This window comes from Campylobacter gracilis (assembly GCF_018374135.1).
GTDB lineage: Bacteria > Campylobacterota > Campylobacteria > Campylobacterales > Campylobacteraceae > Campylobacter_B > Campylobacter_B gracilis_A.
In genome coordinates this window covers 1-20567 of the sequence record NZ_JAHAFS010000020.1, presented here as the reverse complement: position 1 = coordinate 20567, position 20567 = coordinate 1, and the positions used below count along the sequence as shown (strand labels likewise).

Below are 20567 nucleotides of genomic sequence, written 5' to 3'. Positions count from 1 at the left end.
TCTTATCAAATTTACTCTTAGAAATTTATCAAATCGAAAGCAAATTTTAGCTAGAATCGCGCATTTTAGTTCTTTTCAAAAAAGCACAAATAAATTTAAAGGAAGCATATGGCTGAGGTGAACGAGAAGGTTCAAAACCACGCAGAGGAAGATTTTGCGACATTGTTAGAGGAGTATGACACCGGGAAGTCTCGCGACGAGGTCGTCACAGGTAAGGTTATCGCCCTTAAGGACGGCGAGGTTTTCATAGATGTAGGCAGGAAGTCGGAGGGTATTTTAGACGCCGCCGAGGTTAGCGACGATCAAGGAAACCCGCAGGTTAATGTAGGAGATGACATCAAAGTCGCTATTATCGGAAGCAGAGGCGGTCGCCCGGTCGTATCGTATAAAAAGGCCCTAAAGAAGGAAAAAGTAAAGGCATTCATCGACTCCTATGATGAAAACGCAGAAAATGTCTATGACGTTAAAATTCTATCGTTTAATAAGGGCGGTTTCGTTTGCGCTAATGCAGATGACGTGGAATTTTTTATGCCGCGCTCGCAAAGTGCGCTTAAAAACCCAAATGGCGCCGTCGGTAAAAATTTTAAAGTAAAGATCATCAAGGTCGATAGAGACGAACAAAGCATCGTAGTATCGCGCAAGAAGCTGCTTGATGAGGATCGCAAAGCAAGCAAAGAGGCGATCGAAAAAGTAATCGCCACTGAGGGCATCATCGAAGGCATCGTTAAAAAAATCACTACCTACGGTATGTTCGTAGACGTAGGCGGCGTGGACGGACTCGTGCACTACAGCGAAATTTCATACAAAGGCCCGGTAAATCCAAGCTCGCTCTACAAAGAGGGCGATAAGGTTCCGGTTAAAGTTATCAAATACGACAACGATAAAAAGCATCTCTCTCTTTCGATCAAAGAGGCGATGCCAGATCCTTGGAACGAGATCAAAGATAGCCTGGAAGTGGGTGATACTATCCGCGTAAAAGTAAGCAATATCGAGCCTTACGGCGCGTTTGTCGATCTTGGCAACGACATCGAGGGCTTTTTGCATATCAGCGAAATTTCGTGGGATAAAAATATCAAAAATCCGAAAGATTTCATCAGCGAGGGCGAGGAGCTTGACGTCGAAGTCGTAGAGATTAACCCTAGCGAGCGCAGATTGCGCGTAAGCCTTAAAAATTTACTCACCAAGCCTTTTGACGAGTTCGTAGCTAAATACAAAGTAGGCGACGTGCTAAAAGGCAGCGTCACTACGATTACAAATTTCGGCGCGTTCGTAAGGATCGACGGCGTAGAGGGGCTTTTGCATAACGAAGACGCTTCGTGGGATCGCGGCGAGAAATGCAAAAATTTATTCAAAGTAGGCGACGAGATCGAGGTTAAGATCATCAAGATCGACAAAGATACTCAAAAAATTTCTCTAAACCACAAAGAGCTCGGCGATAGCCCTATTAGCGATTATGCCAAGAGCCACAATCAAGGCGATGTCGTAAAAGGCAAGATCCGCGATATTAAAGAGTTCGGAATTTTTGTCGAGCTTGGAGGCGGTATCGACGCGCTTATCCGCAAGGAAGATCTTGGCAACGTAAGCGTAGATAGCCTAAAAGTGGGCGACGAGATCGAGGCTGCGATCGCCTTTATCGACGAGAAGAAAAACAGAATCCGCCTAAGCGTGCGCAGGCTGGCTCATCAGAAGGAGCGCGAGGCGCTAAATGAGATCAATAGTAACGACGACGAGAAGCAAAGCCTAGGGGATCTGATCAAAGATCAACTAAATAAATAATTCCTCCCGCAAGGCATCCCCGCCTTGCGGACCTACTTCAAAAGGTTAAATTTAATGAAAACTATCATAGTCTGCGACGCAATCCACAAAATTGGTTTTGATCTGCTTAAGCAAGAATCGGACGTTAAAGTAATCGACGCTACGAACGTGCCCAAGAGCAAGCTATACGGAATTTTAGGCGATGCTGACGTCGCGATTACCAGAAGCTCTACGGCAGTGGATGAGAAATTTCTAAATGCCGGCACCAAGCTAAAAGCGATCGTGCGTGCGGGCGTGGGCGTCGACAACTGCGACATCGATGGCTGCTCCAAGCGCGGCATTATTTTGATGAACGTACCTACGGCAAACACCATCGCCGCGGTTGAAATGACCATGTGCCACCTGCTAAATGCGGCGCGCAAATATGTAAATTCCTGCAACGATCTGAAAATTAATAGAATTTGGAAGCGCGAGAAGTGGTACGGCACCGAGCTTTATAAAAAGAGCCTCGGCATCATCGGCTTTGGAAACATCGGCTCGCGCGTGGGGGTGCGCGCGCTTGCGTTTGGGATGAACGTCATCGCCTATGATCCGTATATCGAACCCGAAAAGGCAACGAAGCTCGGGGTAAAATATACGAAGAATTTCGATGAAATTTTATCTTGCGACTTCATCACGATCCATACGCCGAAAAATCAAGAGACGATAAATATGATCGATGAGCCGCAAATAGCGAAGATGAAGGGCGGCGTGCGCCTAATAAACTGCGCTAGAGGCGGGCTGTATAACGAAAAAGCGCTCGCAAACAATCTACGCAGCGGCAAGATCGCGTATCTCGGCATCGACGTTTTCGACAAAGAGCCTGCGACCGATCACGAGCTTTTGGATATCGAAAATTTAAGTGCGACTCCGCATCTTGGAGCAAATACGCTCGAATCGCAAAGCAATATCGCCCGAGAAGCCGCAGAGCAGGCGATCAGCGCCGCACGCGGCTTAAACTATCCAAACGCTTTAAATTTGCCGCTTAAGCTCGAGGATTTGCCGCGCGGTATCGAGCCGTATATAAATTTAGTCTCCAAAATGGCCTATCTTGCGGCGCAGATCAACAAAGGCCCGATCAAATCGATTCGCATCGAGGGCAGCGGCGAGGTGGTTCAGTATCTAAAATCGATGCTCGTTTTTGCCATCGTAGGCGCGCTGCACGATTCTTTGGGCGATTCGCTAAACTACGTTAATGCAAAATTTCTTGCGGATGAAAAGGGGATCGATACGAGCTTCGGCGAGCTTGCAAACAGCGTCTATAAAAGCGAGATCGCGGTAAAAATCATGACCGACGAGGCGATCTCAAACGTCGCGGGCACGGTCTTTGACGGAAGCGAGGAGCGTATCGTAAATATCGGCGGATTTAAGACCGATTTTAAGCCGAAAGGCAAGATGATAATCTTCAAAAATACCGACGTGCCGGGCGTTATCAAATCCGTAAGCACGATCCTAGCCGACGAGAACATCAATATCGCGGATTTTCGCTTAGGCAGAGGCGAGGAGGGGGATGCTTTGGCGGTCATTTTGGTTGATTCCGAAGTGCAAAAAAGCACGCTCGATAAACTAGCGGCGCTTCAAACCTGCCTAATGGTGCGCTACGCAGCGCTTTAATCCTTTTCCGCTTAGGAGGCAAAATTTTAAATTTTGCCTCATCCAAATTCTTTATAATTTAAATTTACAATACAGCTTACGATGGTGTTTTATGAGACGATGCAGGAACGCGTGGCGAGTATTTTGGCGGAACTTGACGTACGTGCAGAGCTAGCGCTTGACGTACGTTGCAGTATGCGGCTAGGCAAATACGGTTTTAGCGTGCGGCTTTTGCAAAAGCCGCACGCGCTCTAAATTTAACTCTCGTCGTGAGTTTGCTTTTAAATTTAAATTTCGTCCTTGCAGATCTACTTTTAAATTTCATCATCACGGGCGCCGCCGATTCAATTTGTCGCTATGCGGGTTTGGTACTAAAAGCTAGAGGCTGCGATGCGAAACGCGATCAAATTTTATTTTGGGCATGAAGAGCTAAACAAGAGTCGCTTCCAGGAAGCATCGGAGTGTTAAATTTTATTTATAAGACAACGGCAAGGCGTTTTGCTTTAAATTTATGCGCGACAGGCACTTTCATCTCTAATCGTATCACTCGTTAAATTTGGCAACCGCCGAGAGATCGTACTGCTGATTAAATTTTACGTTTTTGCCGAAATTGCGCTTCTGTGAAAATTCCGCCCGACCTAAATTTGCTCGATGCAAAATTTCAGCCGCAATGCGCCCTGCTAATTTGTGAGTTTAAGTGTTTCGATTAGGCTTAAAATTTTGCGGATCTGCGTTTGGTATTCGCGCGCGAGCTCTATGCTAGCGGGCCTACCAAAAAGCGTAGTTTCAAAAAGATCGGGTGCACCGTTTAAAAATAGATATAAGCGCTCATCCATAAATACCGTGCTCAAGCTGAACTCGCCGCTCGTTTCGCGATTTATTTCGCGCAGACGCTCCATAAACGCGGGCGTTAGCAGATAGCGCGCTTCTACTTTGTCATCCGCAAACACGCGAAAATCGCGCATAAAATCCACATCGTCCATCATCTCTTTTTCGCCGAAGATCTTGGCGTTTAGCTCCCTGCTTACCACTATCGTTTTGCCCGAGGTTTTTTTCGCGAGCTCGCAGATCAGTACGTTGCCGTCAAAGTCCATATAATTATCGTAGAATATTTTGATCAACATAATCGCCGCTATGAGCGGATTATCCGTTTTCATGTAAAACCTACCATTACTATGTACCTCGCTGAGGCTAAATTTAATCCCGCAGTGCACGCCCGCAATCCGATCCTCGCTTTTGATCCTAGATTTCCTATAAATTCTAAATTTTTGAAATTCCTCTTCTTGCATGCCGGTATATGGATCGTATTTTAAACCGGCATCTATATCGTTTATTACGGCGCGGACGAATATCTCTTTATAAAATTTGTAGTAGCGAATTTCCGCTTCAGTTTCTTGACCGGCACAATGAAGAAGAAATATCCAAAAGATCTGAAAAAAGATCAGGGCGCCCAAAAATTCGGCAATTTTTATCAGAGGAGTGTCTACTTTAACGCCGTCTAGGTACAGCCCTATAGGTATGATCGCTAAAATGACGGCTATACTGAGGTAGTAATATCTATTAAAAACTCTAGCGCACGCTTTTTGCTCGATTAAAGTCTGTGAAATAGCATCTTGCAAAGAAGGCGACATATCTATCCTTGAGAAAAATTTCGCCCGTATTGTAGCAAAATTTAACGTGATTTATAAAGAGCGAATTCCGCCGCATAATTGAATGGTCGAGATCGGAGCTTAATTTATGCAGTCCGCGCGGCGTAAATTCTAAAATCTTACTCTTTGAAATTATGTCCGCACCGGATTTAAAATTTAACGTATCGCGTAAACTTATATTTCACGCGAGCCGCTTTTGTAAATTTGCGTTTAAATTTTGCGATCACAGCACCCTGAGGTTGTCTGAGAGGAAATACATAAAAATCCCGAGCCCGAACATCACGAAAAGTCCCAAGAATTCGACGTAAAGCTTCAGGCTTACGAGCCGCTTTGAGCTAAGCTCGTTTGCTTTCGCGCCGAAAAGCGCGGCTAAAAATATCACGACGCTCATTCCAAAACCGATGAAAAGCGCGCTCGCAACGCTAAGCGCGAAGCTTCCGAGGCTGAAGGCAAGCACGAAAATTAGGATCGTGCCGGGGCAGGGCACGAGCGCCGCCGCAAGCGCGATAAGCCACTCTCGCCCTTTCTCGCCGCCGCAGGTCGCGCCATTTTGTAGCGAGCGAGATGAGGTTTGGTTTTTGAAATTTGCAGAATTTAAAGCCTGTTTTTGCTTGTTTTGGCTAGACGAGTTTTCTTCTAGGCTTGCGGTTAAATTTGAATCCGAATTTGACTCTGCCGCCGCGGCGCCTAAATTTTTAGTATCCAAATACTGCGCAGATTCGCCGCTAGGGGTTTTAAATTTAGAAAATTTATAGCTCTTTGATGCTGCGTGAGCGGAATTCTCGGCGTTTGCAAATGCCGTATTTTTTAAGTGCGCGTCCGTTTCTGCGGTGTTTGCGGCGGAAGCGCAAGCGGCGCAGGAGCAGCCCGCATCGTGGTGGGCGCCCGATCTTACGCGGCGAGCTTTGTCGTAGATGATGAGCGCCGTTATAACGATGATCAGAAGCGCCGAAATTTTCGTAGTGATCGAGGCGGAGTTTGCAGAAACTATGCCTGCAACGTTTTGCAGCACGAACATGCTCGCGCTTACCAAAACGAGCGCTCCTAGGACGTGTAGAAGCCCGATTTTAAGGGCAAATCCAAAGGCCTTGACGTAGCTGCCGCCATGGGCTAAGAAATAGCTCGCCGTTAGCAGCTTCGCGTGCCCTGGGCCTGCCGCGTGGAAAAAGCCGTATATGAAAGAAAGCGCCAAGACCCATAGGATGGTGCTTGCGCTTGCGTGCTCGCTGCTTGCGCGAAACGCCGTTTTGAGACTTTTCATAAAATCCATCGTCTTTTGCGCGACAAATCCCAGCGTAGCCTCTTTTTGTGGCTCGCTTGAAATATTGTCACTGTCGGATGCGGCGCCGTTTTTGCTCGCACTATTTTGCGTTAAATTTAAAGAACTCTCCACGGGCGGCGTCGCAAAATTTTGCGTAGAATGCGCGGAATTTAAAGAGTTGTCTCGTCTCGCAGCAAAATTTTCACCCGCGCCTTTATCTGCAGGCGTCGCAGAATTTGTGGATTTATTAAAATTTATCGCAGCGCTTTTATCGTCCCCATTTTGAACTAAATTTAAATCGTCGCCTAAAGAAGCCGCGGCATTTTCGCTGTTTTTTGCAGCGACCTTTAAGCTTTCGCTGTTAAGGCGGTCGGAATTTGCGGGACCACCTTTTGCCTGCGCGTCCTTTTTTGCGGCTTTATTAATCTGCGCGATAGTATTCGAAGCGGCTATATTTTTTTGCGCCTCTGCTGCAGCTTCCGAAACGATGTCGCCGACGGATCTTTGGTTTGATCTGCGCGCCGAGCTGGAATTCGGTTTAGCTTGCCCGCCTTGCGCAAGTTTATCCTCTGAGCCCGCAAGACTCTGCTCGCTAGATGCAAGGCTATCCTGCGCTAAATCGGAGTTTGGCGCGCTTGAAATTGGCGGTTTTTTATCTGCGATCTTTGGTTTTTCGCCGCTAAATTCTATAAAAGTGGTGGCTAAATTTGAATTAGGCTTCGCTACAAAGCCCTCGCCTAGATTAATGGGCTTGTCGTCAAGCATTTTGAAATTGAAAAATCCCTGATCGTCGTTAATGGAAATTTTAAGAACGCGGTTATTGTGCAGCTCGAAGCCGACCTTTTGATCGAACTCAAACATGAGTCTGCCCTTTTTGACGAGGCTTATTGCGTTTTTAAAATTTCCCTTGATCTGCGTGCCTACGAGGTTGTTAAGCGCAGGCTTTGCGTTTTTTGGCGCTTGATCGTAAAATTCCGCCTCGCAAAGGTAGTTTTTGGGGGTTAGATAATCGGTCATCGCTTTAGTTATCTCGGCAAGCTCGCTATTTTCAAGCTTGCCATTGGAATTTATATCGTAGGTCTGCATTATGACGTCGGTAAAATTTTGAGAGAAAAGCCACGAAAAATGTAGGCTCACGATCCTGCCGTCTTGTGCGACGGGGGTAATGCTAACGTGCGCAGTGGGTGTATATAGGGCGCACAGAGCGCACGCAAATATCCGCGAGCTAAAGATCGCGGATAAAATTAAAATTTTAATAAATTTCATCAACTACAAATTTTCTCCGAAAACGTCGATCGTCTTTTTCATCGTCTCGTACCAATCTAGCGGCAGCTGATCGATCTCTATAACCTTTGCGCCCGTTTGCGCGGCGATAGTTTGCGCTGCCTTTTTGGAAAACTGCGGTGCGACGAAAATCACCTTGATCTTTTCCTCTTTGGCTTCCTCTATCAGCTCGGCCAAATCCGCAGGTTTAGGCTCCTTGCCCTCCACTTCGACCGCGATCTGCTCCAGGTCGTATCGGTGCGCAAAATAGCCCCAAGACGGATGATAAACCATAAATTTCTTTCCCTTGACGCCCGCTAATTTCTGCTTTGCGTAAGCGTCTAGCTCGTCAAGCTTTTTAGCAAATTTATCGAAATTTGCTTCGTAAATTTTAGCATCCTTAGGATACTGTTTGGTTAACGCGTCTCTAATATTTTTAGCTTGAATTTTTACAAGCTGCGGATCGAGCCAGATATGTGGGTCTAAACCGCCGTGATGGTGATGGTGCTCGTGCGCCTCGTGATCTTTGTCGCCATGCTCATGATGCGCGTCATTATCGTGATCATCGTGATGTGCGCTATGATCATGTTCGTCGTGATGGTGATGCTCTGCCATAGCCATTTTAGTGATGCCATCTTCGGTGCGGATTATCTTCATCTTCGGATACGATGCGGCAAGCTTTGGTAGCCAGACTTCATCAAATTCTATACCGACTGCAAAATACAGATCGCTATTTTCTAGCATTTTCATCTCCGAAGGCTTAGGTTCGTATGTGTGCGGATCAGCGCCTTTGCCGACCATAGTATTTACCTGCAAGGTATCGCCTGCGATCTGTTCAACAAAATACTTCGTCGGAAGTATGGTCGTGGTGACCGTAGGTTTGGCGAATGCTACGCAACTAGCTGCTAAAAGCGTGAAAACAAGCTTTTTCATAAAATTCCTTTCCAAAAAAAATTGCGGAAGTATATCAAAAGCAACTTAGTTGCAACTTAATATAAATTTATCTAAATTTCGCTATCATCGCTTAAATTTTAAAAAAGGCGTAAAATGGATCCCAAAGATTTTTTAGCGAGTCACGATATCGCTCCTACAGCACTTAGAGTGCAGATCGTGCAGATCCTAAGCGAGAAAAAATGCCCGGTAAGCTATGATGAACTAGTAGAACTAACGGGCGCTAATAAAACCACGATATATCGCAATATAGCGCTTTTGGAAGAGAAAAATTTGATAATTACCAGCGAAAATAATCATAAAAGCTTTTATGAGCTCACCGACGGCGCAAAAGCGTATTTTGTCTGCGAAAACTGCCATAAAATGGAGGAGATTTCGATGCCAGCTTTGCCACAAAAAAATGTCAAAAGCGTGCTCGTGCGAGGATTGTGCGAGAAGTGCGGCGGCTGAGGCGGGAAATTTAATAAAAAGCGCTCGAAGAAATTTGGCTAAAACGCTAGGGTAAAATTTAACCGATTTTTAACGGATTTTTATAAAACAAACGATATAATCCGAGCGTTTCATATTTTAAAAGGGAAAAATTCAGTGAATAAAAACGATACGATAAAAGCAATAGAGAAGTTTGTGAGTTCTCAAGAAATGACGATGTTCCGTCTGAAAAAGGGTATCTACGGCGATGCGATGAAAAACCTGGATCAGGTTTTTACGCCGTATAAGGAGTTCGCCGAGTTTTTTAAAAATCCCGCAAATAGACTGCAGGAGCTGTTGGGCAACATCGCGTACGAATCGATTTTAAACTACACTGAAGCAGGGCTATCGCACTGCGAGAAGATTCACTCGATCTATTTTGTGGAATCCAAAGGATTTTTCAAAAGTGGGCTAAAGTATATCGAGCCTGATGCGACCGCGAGAGAAAGAGCCAAGAGCTATTACGACAAATTGCTGGAAAATAATGAGAAGCTTAACGAATATATCGATATCGGCTTGCAAAGGCTACATGGCTTAGAAGCAAAGGTTTTCGAGTAGGCTAGGCTAGCTTTGGGGTTTGATTTGCGCTGCGAAATTCTATCGCAAATCCTTAGCACTTAAAATTCTATGATTAAATTTCACACCTTTTACAGATCTCACTTACACTATTTAATTCCGCGTTAGCGCCGCTTTTAATTGCACATATAACAAATAGGTTAGCTTTAGGAATTCTGTGTCGGCAGGCATTATCCGATACGATCAAAGAAATAATCTAAATTTTTAAAGCTCAACGAAGCGGGTTAAAATAAACAAGCTTGGCTAAATTCCGTGAAGAGATTAAAGTAGGCTCTAACATAAACTAGCGCTTGGCCGGAGTCTGCGAATTTGAAATTTCGCGGCTAGCGTGAAACGGGAATCTAAAATTCTAGCGCCACTTTAGATTTCTGCGAAATGCGGAATTTTAAAAGTAGGTACTGCGCCCGCAATAAGCAAAACGCAAGATTTGAAATTTGCTAGAAAATGCTCGCTGCAAAGTAAAATTTAAAAGCTAGGCTGCAGGGCGACGCAGCGTAAATTTTAATTTGCTCTGTAGCGCAAAATATATTCAGCAAGAGATATTTTTGGAAGCGGAAAGGGCGCGATAGAGAGCCGTAACGAATTATATTTGATTGCGCTAATACCGCGTTGGTATATGCAGTGATGTAGCCGATACGTAAAAATTATTTAGCGGTGTCAATATGGTAAAGTGTGCGGTATAAATTTTAATTCGTTTTGACGTGCTGTTTTAATATCTCTATAATGCGAGGCAAATTTAAGCGGTTAAACTTATTGCGATTAGAAAATTCTAAACGCGGATTAAAGCTTAGCGGCGAAATAAGCCTTGCTAGCACTCTACTGCATCTTAATTTCGCCGCAAGCAACTTTATTTATCTGCCTTTTCGGCTTTATATTGCGCTAGCAGGGTGCCTAGCTCATCTTTTATGCGAAGCTTTTCTTTCTTCATCGCATCGATCTCCAGATCGCTCATATGCACTCTGCCGGCTTGTGCGTCGGCGATCTTGTGATCCAGCTCGTCGTGTTTCTCAAAAAGCGAATCAAATCGCGCGTTTTTGCCTTTTAACTCAGTGATTAAATCTCTGTATTCATGAAACATGCCTACTCCTTTAAAAAATTTATTCAAGTATATCAATAAAGCGCTTAAAACCTAATTTCAGCTATCAAATTTAGACTGAATTTCACGCGTGAGATTCCAGATTTTAAGAGGTAAAATTTTAGTATTTAAAAATTTAAAATAGGCAAATTTAAATGATAAAATTTTAAGAGCAGAGCTTTAAAGCCCTGCTGCTATTCGCTATTTTCGAGACGGAATTTTTATTATGAAGCGAGCTGTGAATCTTTATGATCTATAATCGGCGTTGATTTTTACGTAGTCGTAGCTAAGATCGCAGCCGTACGCGCTAAAATCGCCCTCTCCGAGCCCTAAATCGCACCAGATCGTAAAGCTTTTTTGTTGCATCACGGCGTGAGCTGCAGCCTCGCGCGCGGCGTCCAGTTCGCGATTTTGTGCGTCATAAAGCAGCACGTCGTCGTATTTGATACGCAGCTTTTCTTCGTCGCATTCTATGCCACAGGCGCCTATGGTGGAGGCTATGCGACCCCAATTCGGGTCTTCGCCGAAGATCGCCGTTTTAACAAGCGGCGAATTGCTTAGCGCCTTTGCCGCCGTGCGGGCGTCTTCGGCGTTTGCGGCACCGCTTAGCCTAAATCGCACCAGCTTGTTTGCGCCTTCGCCGTCTTTTACCAGCATTAGCGCAAGCTCGTGCGTAAGGGCGTTTAGCGCAGAGGCGAAGGCCTCCTTTTCGTAGGCGCATTTGGCGCTGCTGCAGAGCATAATCGTATCGTTGGTGGAGGTGTCGCCGTCAACGCTTACTGTGTTGAAGCTCTGCTCTGCCGCTTTTTTTAGCAGCTCGTCCATATCCGCGCGCGGTATTTTTGCGTCTGTTAGGACGAAGCAGAGCATGGTCGCAAGCGCAGGATTGATCATGCCTGCGCCCTTGCAAACGGCTGCGATGTGAAATTTATCGCCGTTTTCTAAAGAAATTTCATACGCAAGCTCTTTTTTTATCGTATCTGTCGTCATAATGGCGGTGGCTAAGGCATCTGAGTTTCGCGCCGAGAGGTTAAAATTTTGCGCGGCGGCGATAATTTTTTCCTTTTTGAGGCGGTATCCGATGACGCCGGTGGAGCTCATAACGGGGTTTATCAGAGCGGTCTTTTTGCCAAACTCACTAAAAATTTCATCGATATCAGCGATGCCTTGCTCCCCGGTCATCGAGTTTGCGTTTTTAGAATTTACGAGGATAAAATTTGTTTTAAGCTCCCCGCCCGCGCGCTCTTGTGCCCTTTTGAAATGCCTAATCGGCGCAGCTTGAAATTTATTGCTCGTAAAGATCGCGCTTATGGCAAAGGGCTCGTCCGCACGGATAAATCCCAGATCGTTCCCCTCTTTTTTAAAGCCAGAATTTACGCCGTCAAAATAAAAGCCCTCGACATTTTGCAAGCCGCCCTCGAGCTTAGCGATTTTAAACATATCTCATCTCCTGTGGCTTGTATTTGCTGCGGATGAGTTTTTTGGTGTTGCGGATGCCCTCTGCCGTGCCAATGACTAAAAATTTCACTCCCGTACCGATGAGGTAGTCGCCATCGGGCATCGGGATAAAGCGACTGTTGGGCTCTTTGATTCCCACGACGTCGGCGTTTGTAAAATCGCGCAAGCGAGTTTCTTTTAAGCGTTTGAAGCGGATCCACGAAAAATCGGGCACCGTGATCTCCTCGATATCGATAAGCGAGTCTTTTTTATACAAAAACCGCTCCAAAATGTTTTCCATATCGGGGCGCACACTTATCGCCGAAAGCCTCTGCGCAGCGAGTTTGGATGGCGAGACGATAGAATTTGCGCCGAGTTTTTTTAGCCTCTCGGTGTCGCTGTCATCATCGCTATTTGCCATGATGAAGTAGGGGGTGATGCGACCAAGCTCCTTTTCGTATAGGCGCACCAGCGAGATTATTGCGATATTATCGGCTAAATTTGGACTTAGCGTGATGACGGATTTTGCAGATGACAGATGTGCTTTTAGCATCGTGGTTTCTACATGCGGCTCGCCTACGATGAAATATGGATAGCGGTTTTCTTCGGCGATTCTGGCTAAATTCGGATCGGGGTCGATCACGACAAAAGGCAGATGATTTTCGCGAAACTGCTTGGCAAGCTCGGCGCAGTAGATGTTGTTGTAACAGATAATGTAGTGGTTTTTGAGCCTTGCGATGTTATTGATCATTCGTTGCTCCCTAAGTAAATTTTGAAGTTTGCCGTTTTTTATGACCTCGACGACGACGCCCAGGCAAAACGAAAAGGTTCCAAAGCCCATGAGGATGAATAAGACGGTAAAAATTCTACCCGCGGGCGATATCGGCGCTACTTCGGTAAAACCTACTGTCGTAAAGGTCATACCCGCCTGATAAAAGGCGTCTACGAGCGAAAAGCCCGCTATAAAGACATAGCCTAATGTGCCGATTAGCATCATCAGCACGATGGTTATAAGCGGTAAGCGAAAAGGACGTAGCTGGTCGTAAATTTCTGTGTAGAGGTTGATGTCCGGCTTAGTCGAGCCGGACCAGTCGAGGAATCGCTTGATCTTGTCCAAAACAGACATAAATTCCTCTTTAAGAGGTTATTTTGATTGTTTTTTCATAGTTCGTAGAGTTGAGGCGGCTACTTTGATTTGTCTGGTTGAGCCGTCTTCTAGCTGAACGCGGATGGTGCGTAGATTGACCTGGAATTTCTTTTTGGTCCTGTTATTTGCGTGGCTGACGTTGTTTCCTACCATCGCACCTTTGCCGGTGATTGCGCATCTTCTTGCCATAATAAATCCTTGATGATTAAAATAAATGGCGATTATAGCGAAAAAATTTCAAATTATGCTTAAAATCCGCCGCGGTTTAAATTTAGCGAAATTTATGACAAAACTAAGTAAAATTCCGAATCTTGAAATTTTAAAGGAATTTTAATGTATGTAGCACCCAGCATTTTATCGGCGGATTTCGGCAGCTTAGGCGATGAAATTCGCGCAGTCTGCGAAGCGGGCGCCGATCTCATTCACGTAGACGTGATGGACGGGCATTTCGTACCCAATCTCACGATCGGACCGCTCGTAGCAAGCGCCGCGGCAAAGGCAAGCAGCAAGCCTTTAGACATCCATTTGATGGTTAAAAACGTGCCGTTTTTCGTCGATCTTTTTTTGCCGCTAAAGCCGAAATTTCTTAGCTTCCACATCGAGGAGGAGACCCATCCGCTGCGCCTCATAGATCATATACGCCACAGCGGCGTCTCGCCCGCGGTCGTGCTAAATCCGCACACCCCGCTTAGCATGCTGGAGTTTATCTTGGGTGAGGTCGATATGGTGCTTTTAATGAGCGTCAATCCGGGCTTTGGAGGGCAGAAATTTATCCCCTCGGCGCTTGAGAAAATTAGGCAGCTGCGCGAGCTGATCGACCGCAAAGGCGCAAAATGCCTCATCGAGGTCGACGGCGGTGTAAACGGGCTGAATATCGCAGATATCGACGAAGCGGGCGCCGACGTCGTGGTAGCGGGCAACTACATATTTTCTTCAAACGACTACGCAGAGGCGATCCGTGCGCTTAAAATTTAGGCGCGATACAGGGGTAAAATTTTGACGCATAGAATCGAAAATCTCATAAATTTACTAGCTCAAAAGAGCATAAATTATTACGATTTTATCTCAAAAGCAAGCGATATTGCCGAAATTACCGAGCTTTTCGAGCCCAAAGACCTCTCGATGTGGCGCGCGCTCGGCATAGATATCATTAAACTAGACAACGGCAAAATCACGCTCAAGACCCGCGAGACGGATATTTCGGATGAAATTTTTTGCTTCGTAGATATCGAGACAAACGGCGGGCTCTCAAACGGCCAGATCATCGAAATTGGCGCGATAAAAACGCGCGGCACGCAGGAGCTTGACCGCTTCGAAAGCTTCGTTTACGCGCCCGTCGTGCCCGAAAATATCACGGAGCTTACGGGGATCTGCGCGGACGATCTTATGGGCGCGCCGCCGCTAGCTAGCGTGCTGGAGCGGTTTAGACTGTTTTTAGGCGATAGCGTTTTTGTGGCACACAACGTCAAATTTGACTACGGTTTTATCGACGCGAGCCTGCAAAAATGTGGCTTTGGGATGCTTTTAAATCGCAGGCTCTGCACCGTCGAGCTCGCGCGCCGCACGATAGAGGCGCAAAGATACGGCCTTGGCTCGCTAAAAGAGCTTTTAGGCGTGCAAAACGTCCACCACCGCGCATTTAGCGACGCCATTTCCTGCTTTGAAATTTTTAAATTCGCGCTCTCGCGGCTGCCGTGGAGCGTGCAAAGCACCGAGGATCTGATACTTTTTAGTAAGACCGCAAAGAGCCTGGCGCTGCCTAGGCCGCAGATTTTGGGGCACGGCGAGGGCGAAATTTTATAAATCGCGCGCGGAATTAAAAGATGAAATTTTAGTGAAATTTCGCGCCGCCGTTTGGGAAGTAAAATTTGCGCTTTTAAGCGGCGGCGCTTTAATCTGCGCGGATTGCGGTAGCATAAATTAGCTCCGAGCGATTTTGGGCGGCGCAAATCGGCGCATATGGACCTAGATTTTGAAATTTTACCCTTGCCGTAGCGATTGAATGCGCACAAATCGCGGCGGCGCAAATTTAAAGCGCTACTGCGGCGAGATGTGATTGCGAGCGAACCGAAACGGCGCGAATTTAAGCAGGCGCGGTTTTAAATCGCATTGCGATCGCGCACCGGATTTAAGTACAAATGCCCGCAGCGGCGCCCCCATGTATGCTAACCAGGCGGTTAATTTGCTCGGGCGGGTGCGGCAGCGAGCGCTCGTGGAGCCTTTTTGCTTTCGCGGCTTTGATTTTTGCGGCGATAAATTTTGCGCCCGTCCGCTGTTTTACAACCTTGCTTCGGGCGAATTTTATGAGCGCTCGCAGTCGCGCGGATACGTCCGAAGCGTCGTGCGTTTTAAATTTAAAACTTAGCCTAGGCGCGCGAATTCGATGCTTTAAACTCTAAAATCAATAAATTTTGCCCGCGCCTGCGCGTCTTTTTGCGTCCCAAAAGCGATAAATTTAGCGTGCCCGTGTCGCCGCCGCAGATACGCTAGACGCGAGGGTCTTCTGCATTTGCCGCTTGGAATTTTGATATTTGATTTTAGCTTGACGATCTGATCGGTACGCGCCCGTGCCGCAAATTTTAAAATGGAGCTTTATAAAATTTCACGGCGCCGATTGAAAATGAAATTTCATAAATTTTTATCGCAAAACACAGCGCGATCGGAGCAAAACTAATGCAAGCCCGCTTCTATCGTAGCGACGTACGACCGCCGCCGTATATGCACTAAATTTAGCAATAAGCAAATCTGCGATCTTAATAATACAAAATTTACGCAGACGCAGCCCGCCTCTCATCAAAGCGTCATCGGAGGGCTTGACGGGCTTTGCGAGCGGGCGAAGTAATGCGCGCTGCTTGGGAGCGCCATTTTTACAAGAAGCGCGATTTTGCGATTGAGCGGTCTTTTTCGCCTCAAGACGGACATATCGCGGACTAAAATTCGAAACGGAATTTTATAAAGCGGATCGCTGCTTTTAAATTTACGTTGTAAATTCCATAGACTGCGAATACAGCGGTTAAATTTTAAAATTCTATCTGTCTTAATCATGCCTTGAGGTTATGTATTGCGAGGGTTCGCGAACCGCTTGATTGGAAATGAGTTTTAAAGCCCGCCTTGCGTACATTTTGCGCGCAGCGAAGTCAAATGCGCCATAAAATTCATGCTGCCCGCCGCTGCGCTGTCGCCGAAGTGTGCGCCTTTTCAAACCGGCAAAATTTCGGCAAAGCCTCGCTTCGGTTTTGCTCTAATGTAAAATTTATTCGCTTGCCGCAGACTGCGGCGGATGAAATTCTGCCGCTCGCCGCAAGCTGTGCGCGGTATTTGCTCGCCGCGCATGCACGTCATAGCCCGTATCCTCTTGCCGCAAGCCGCCGCTTTACCAACGTCCATCGTTGTAGGCTCTCGCCTGCTTCTTCGCGTATATTTTTGTGCCTTGTAAGCCGCGCGAGCGCTGTATCTGCGCTGCGCCGCGTTTTTCAAAAGCACGCAAATCTATCCTGCATAAAATTTCGTTTCTTCGCTGTGCTCACCTCCTGCTGCACTTTGTCGTGCTTGTCTGCTGTGAGCCGCCGCCGCGCCATATCCCTGCGCACATACGCGCCGCACTCTCTGCAAGTTTTAGCGGACGCGCCTTAAAATTTTGGTCCAAAAGCCTTATTTGGCGCCGCGTCCTAGCAGAAACAATCTCACCGCTTGTTCGGCGACGCGGGCTAAATTTTGTGTTGCGGTCTCTTTTTCCATCGCGCGCTCAAGGCTCATCGGTTCGTTTAGGATGCAAAAAAATGCGCCTATGCCTCGCTCGTTACAGCCACCGACACAGGGCGAGATACCGCCTGCTAGCGCGATTACGGGCACGCCGTAGGAAGCGGCGATCTTTGCGACACCGCAGGGGGTTTTGCCCATCGAGCTTTGAAAATCGAGCCTTCCTTCGCCTGTGATGACGAGCTCGGCGCCTTGCATATCGCGATCCAGTCCGATCTCTTCGGTGATGATGTCGATGCCCGGCTTAAGCGTCGCGTTTAGAAAGCTCACGAAGCCAAAGCCCAGCCCGCCGGCGGCTCCTGCTCCGGGGCTATTCCAAAGCTCGCGTCCGAGGTGCTTGCTTACGACGCTTGCGAAATTTATAAGCCCTGCATCGAGCTGCTTTACCATCGCTGCATCCGCGCCTTTTTGCGGAGCGTAAATATATGCCGCGCCGTTTTCACCAAAAAGCGGATTATCCACATCGCAGGCGATAAGAAACTCGCACTCTTTAAGATGTGGCAGCACCGAAGTGCAATCTATCGTGGCGAGTTTAATCAGATCCTCGCCCGCTCCCGCAAGCTCTACGCCATTCGCATCTTTAAATTTAAAACCAAGCGCGCGCAGCATACCCATACCCGCGTCATTCGTAGCACTTCCGCCGATGCCGATGATAAACTTTCGCGCGCCGTGCGCAATCGCATGCGCTATCATCTCGCCAAAGCCATAAGTACTCGTTTTTAGTGGGTTACGGCGTGATTTTTCGATGAGCGGCAGACCCGATGCGGACGCCATTTCTAAGATGCCTAGCTCGCCTTTTAAGGCGTAGCGCGCGGGCGTTTTTTCGCCTAACGGATTTGCTACGATGACATCCATGAACCTAGCTTTTAGCGCGTCGGCAAGGGCTTCAACGCTTCCTTCGCCGCCATCTGCGATAGGTTTGACGAGCACCTCACAGCCTAGCTTTTCGATGCCTGATTTTACGGCGTTGCCCGCCTCAAGCGAACTAAGCGAGCCCTTAAACGAGTCGATCGCGACCAAAACTTTCATATTTTTCCTTTGGCTGGTATTTTAAAATTTTGGAATTTTACAGCGCGTAGGCTAAATTTACGATGACGAGACTGAAGCAAGAGTAGAATTTTAAAATCTCGTCGCCAAATTTATGGGGCAAATTTTGAAATTTCATGTCGTGGAATTTTAAAATTTTACTCCTTGAGGCTTTGTATGTAAATTTAAACTCCGCTATACTAAATTTTAATACTAGGGCATTTGTGCGGTACAGCTAGCTACGTAAATTTAAAGAATTTTATGTAGCTAGCCGCTGCTAGATGCCCGTAGCGCTCCGCACTGATTTAGCGCGGTAGCGGCTAGAATAAGCTAACCTAGATCAAAAACAGCGACAAAACCCACACGCTGATCATACCCGTAATGCCCATAATTAGCGTCAGCATTGTTTGGGTACGGTAGCCTTGCTGCGGGTTCATTTTGCTGAAATTCGTAACGACCCAGAAGTAGCTGTCGTTAGCGTGCGAAACCGTCATCGCGCCCGCTGCGATCGCCATTACCACAAGCGCGCCGGACATTTCGGAGGTAAAGCCCAGTACCTGCATCAGCGAGCCGTCTGCGTTAAATGCGCCCATAATCGAAGCTGTAGTGATGATCGCAACGGTGGAGCTTCCTTGCGCGGTTTTTAAGACGGCTGAGATTAAGAATGGGAAGAAAATCCCCGCGGCTTTAATCGCGGTCGCATTGTCCTTGATGTAGGTTACGAAGCCGGCGTCGGTAATGACCTTGCCTAGCACTCCGCCCGCTGCGGTGATGAAGAGGATCGGGCCTACTATCTTTAAGGATTCGTTGGTGATCTCGCTAAATTCGCCTAGTTTGCCGGTTTGTGCGAGCAGAAATACCGCAAAAACTACGCCTAAGGCTAGCGCGATGATAGGATTTCCTAAAAATTGCGAAATTTCACCCGCAAATCCGCCTACTTTTAGGATCTTGGCGACGGAGCCCAGCGCCATAAATAGGATCGGTACCAAAATAGGGGCTAAACTCAAAAATCCGCCCGGCAATTTGCCGTATTGTTTAAGCAGATCGTCGTAGCTTTTAGCGATGACTTCATTCGCTTCGGCTTCGCTTATATGGACGTTTTTGGCGACCTTTTTAGAAAAAAAGTATGTGGCGATCAGCACCGGCAAGGACACTACCGCGCCCATTGCGATTACGAGCAGCAGATTGCCGCCTAGACCCACGGCGCCTGCTGCGGCGATCGGTCCCGGAGTCGGCGGGATGAATACGTGCGAGGCATAAAGTCCGCCGGAGAGCGCTACTGCTAGAGCGGCCGGATTTTCGCCGATTTTTTTGCTGATCGCTTCGCGGATCGGATTTAAAACGACGAAGCCGCTGTCGCAAAATACGGGGATACCCACGATCCAGCCCATTATGAGCATCGCAAGCTCGGGGCGCTTCTGCCCGACTACGTTTACGACCATATCGGCGAGTTTGAGCGCCGCGCCCGTCTTTTCGAGTACGGTGCCGATGAGCGCACCGAAGATTATGACGATACCGATACTCTTAAACGTGCCGCTGAATCCGTCGCCGATGATCGCGGGGATCTTGGCTAGCGGTATGCCCGCGACGATCGCGAGCGCCAGGGAGATAAGCATTAGCGCCAAAAATGGGTGAACGCCTGCTTTGGAGATCAAAAAAATCATCACGACGACCGCTATGGCGAAGCAGATGATTAACGCAACACCGCTCATAAAAGCTCCTTAAATGGATTTAATTTGCCCGCAAGCGGTTTAAGCTTAAACTCCGTTTGCGCCTCAAATTTAATGCGGTAATTTTAGCGAAATTTTAATATAAAGCAAGAAAGGCGGCGTTAAATTTATGGAAATTTATGATTTATGCGGAAATGATGGACTAGCTAGCGGAATTTATCGGTTGGAATTTATCGGTGCCGCGCGGCGAGAGGCGGTAAAATTTTAAAATTTGCAGCGTTTGGCTTGACACACTGCGCGGCGGGCGGCGGAAATTTTATCGCAGATCTGTCGTCGTGGCGCAGCAATGGGGGGCGCTGCGCTTTACACGCAGCTTTGGTAGCTAAAGGGCGTAAGCGATGCGGACGGCTTTGCGGCGTTTGCTACTGCGGCAGAGGCAATTAAAGGCGTAGTATCGGCGACGGTAGTGATGAGGTGCCAGTGGCAGGGCTTTTGATATACAATCGGCGATGATAGAATTTTGATCGCAAACTACTTGCAGCAGCAGCGTCTGAATTTTATTAAAACTATTAGCGCAGCGGCGAAATTTTGATTTTAACGGCGTCAGATGAGCTTTTCTTAAAGATAGAATTTTAATCAAAGACAGAAGCGGCGTCGGTAGGGCTGCGATAAAACGGCGCGTAGCGACTCGGATAAAAACCGGCGGCAATGCCTGATCTCCAAAATTTTGATCCAGAACACTCGGGATGCGAGAATTTCTAGCGATAATCTTAGCTCGCCCGAGTTAAAATTTTGATCGAGTATATGGCGATAGAATTTCATTCAAAGCTAGCAGTAGTGAAATTTTCAGCTTCGAGAACGGCGGGAATTTTATTACTTGAAGGCAGTGGGGGGGGGG

General features: G+C 47.2%; 18 protein-coding genes. 8 read left to right on the top strand and 10 right to left on the bottom strand.

Annotated elements, in window-relative coordinates; all coding sequences use genetic code 11:
* Positions 1-108 precede the first annotated feature (108 nt).
* The 3 genes from KH703_RS09060 (at position 109) to KH703_RS09050 (ending at position 3642) form a co-directional block, all read left to right on the top strand.
* On the top strand, positions 109-1776 hold the full coding sequence (locus tag KH703_RS09060) for a 30S ribosomal protein S1 (RefSeq protein ID WP_304295543.1): 1668 nt from the start codon (positions 109-111) through the stop codon (positions 1774-1776).
* 54 nt (positions 1777-1830) lie between these two features.
* Positions 1831-3408, top strand: a complete 1578-nt coding sequence (serA, locus tag KH703_RS09055) for a phosphoglycerate dehydrogenase (RefSeq protein ID WP_304295542.1) — start codon at positions 1831-1833, stop codon at positions 3406-3408.
* A gap of 81 nt (positions 3409-3489) precedes the next feature.
* Positions 3490-3642: a hypothetical protein gene (locus KH703_RS09050; RefSeq protein ID WP_304295541.1), complete on the top strand. Its 153-nt coding sequence runs from the start codon at positions 3490-3492 to the stop codon at positions 3640-3642.
* A gap of 425 nt (positions 3643-4067) precedes the next feature.
* On the opposite strand, the gene KH703_RS09045 is transcribed toward KH703_RS09050, so the two are convergent.
* The 3 genes from KH703_RS09045 to KH703_RS09035 all read right to left on the bottom strand — a co-directional run bounded on the left by KH703_RS09045 (position 4068) and on the right by KH703_RS09035 (position 8493).
* Positions 4068-5018 carry a DUF3137 domain-containing protein gene (locus KH703_RS09045; RefSeq protein ID WP_304295540.1) on the bottom strand — a complete coding sequence of 317 codons (951 nt, stop codon included), beginning with the start codon at positions 5016-5018 and terminating at the stop codon, positions 4068-4070.
* Between the two features lie 241 nt (positions 5019-5259).
* Positions 5260-7563 carry a DUF1007 family protein gene (locus KH703_RS09040; RefSeq protein WP_304295539.1) on the bottom strand — a complete coding sequence of 768 codons (2304 nt, stop codon included), beginning with the start codon at positions 7561-7563 and terminating at the stop codon, positions 5260-5262.
* A 3-nt stretch (positions 7564-7566) separates the two neighbouring features.
* Positions 7567-8493, bottom strand: coding sequence for a metal ABC transporter solute-binding protein, Zn/Mn family (locus tag KH703_RS09035; RefSeq protein WP_304295538.1), 927 nt, complete (start codon positions 8491-8493; stop codon positions 7567-7569).
* Between the two features lie 114 nt (positions 8494-8607).
* On the opposite strand from KH703_RS09035, the gene KH703_RS09030 reads away from it, so the two are divergent.
* Entirely contained in the window at positions 8608-8961 is a 354-nt protein-coding gene (locus KH703_RS09030) for a Fur family transcriptional regulator (protein WP_304295537.1), read from the top strand.
* A gap of 135 nt (positions 8962-9096) precedes the next feature.
* Positions 9097-9537, top strand: a complete 441-nt coding sequence (locus KH703_RS09025; RefSeq protein WP_005873131.1) for a hypothetical protein — start codon at positions 9097-9099, stop codon at positions 9535-9537.
* 865 nt (positions 9538-10402) lie between these two features.
* Here KH703_RS09025 and KH703_RS09020 read toward each other — a convergent pair.
* From KH703_RS09020 to rpmB, 4 genes are all read right to left on the bottom strand, one after another.
* The gene (locus tag KH703_RS09020) at positions 10403-10633 is read right to left on the bottom strand and encodes a YdcH family protein (RefSeq protein WP_177387402.1); all 231 of its coding nucleotides are present in this window, start codon (positions 10631-10633) and stop codon (positions 10403-10405) included.
* A 243-nt stretch (positions 10634-10876) separates the two neighbouring features.
* Positions 10877-12070, bottom strand: coding sequence for a bifunctional glutamate N-acetyltransferase/amino-acid acetyltransferase ArgJ (gene argJ, locus KH703_RS09015; RefSeq protein WP_304295536.1), 1194 nt, complete (start codon positions 12068-12070; stop codon positions 10877-10879).
* Entirely contained in the window at positions 12063-13193 is a 1131-nt protein-coding gene (locus KH703_RS09010) for a TrkA family potassium uptake protein (RefSeq protein WP_304295535.1), read from the bottom strand. Before KH703_RS09010 ends, argJ begins: the two co-directional genes overlap by 8 nt.
* A gap of 18 nt (positions 13194-13211) precedes the next feature.
* On the bottom strand, positions 13212-13403 hold the full coding sequence (rpmB, locus tag KH703_RS09005) for a 50S ribosomal protein L28 (protein ID WP_304295534.1): 192 nt from the start codon (positions 13401-13403) through the stop codon (positions 13212-13214).
* A 144-nt stretch (positions 13404-13547) separates the two neighbouring features.
* Between rpmB and rpe the strand changes: the two genes are divergently transcribed.
* The 3 genes from rpe to KH703_RS08990 all read left to right on the top strand — a co-directional run bounded on the left by rpe (position 13548) and on the right by KH703_RS08990 (position 15579).
* Positions 13548-14189 (top strand): ribulose-phosphate 3-epimerase, encoded by a 642-nt coding sequence (gene rpe, locus KH703_RS09000; RefSeq protein WP_304295533.1) that lies wholly within the window; start codon positions 13548-13550, stop codon positions 14187-14189.
* 21 nt (positions 14190-14210) lie between these two features.
* A complete protein-coding gene (locus tag KH703_RS08995) occupies positions 14211-15017 on the top strand; it encodes a 3'-5' exonuclease (RefSeq protein ID WP_304295532.1) in 807 nt (268 codons plus the stop codon).
* 355 nt (positions 15018-15372) lie between these two features.
* Positions 15373-15579, top strand: coding sequence for a hypothetical protein (locus KH703_RS08990; protein ID WP_304295531.1), 207 nt, complete (start codon positions 15373-15375; stop codon positions 15577-15579).
* Between the two features lie 833 nt (positions 15580-16412).
* On the opposite strand, the gene KH703_RS08985 is transcribed toward KH703_RS08990, so the two are convergent.
* From KH703_RS08985 to KH703_RS08975, 3 genes are all read right to left on the bottom strand, one after another.
* Positions 16413-16697 carry a hypothetical protein gene (locus KH703_RS08985; RefSeq protein ID WP_304295530.1) on the bottom strand — a complete coding sequence of 95 codons (285 nt, stop codon included), beginning with the start codon at positions 16695-16697 and terminating at the stop codon, positions 16413-16415.
* A gap of 168 nt (positions 16698-16865) precedes the next feature.
* Complete coding sequence (locus tag KH703_RS08980; protein WP_304295529.1) at positions 16866-18002, bottom strand: glycerate kinase; 1137 nt, start codon at positions 18000-18002, stop codon at positions 16866-16868.
* 332 nt (positions 18003-18334) lie between these two features.
* Positions 18335-19711 carry a GntP family permease gene (locus KH703_RS08975; protein ID WP_304295528.1) on the bottom strand — a complete coding sequence of 459 codons (1377 nt, stop codon included), beginning with the start codon at positions 19709-19711 and terminating at the stop codon, positions 18335-18337.
* Positions 19712-20567: the final 856 nt, after the last annotated feature.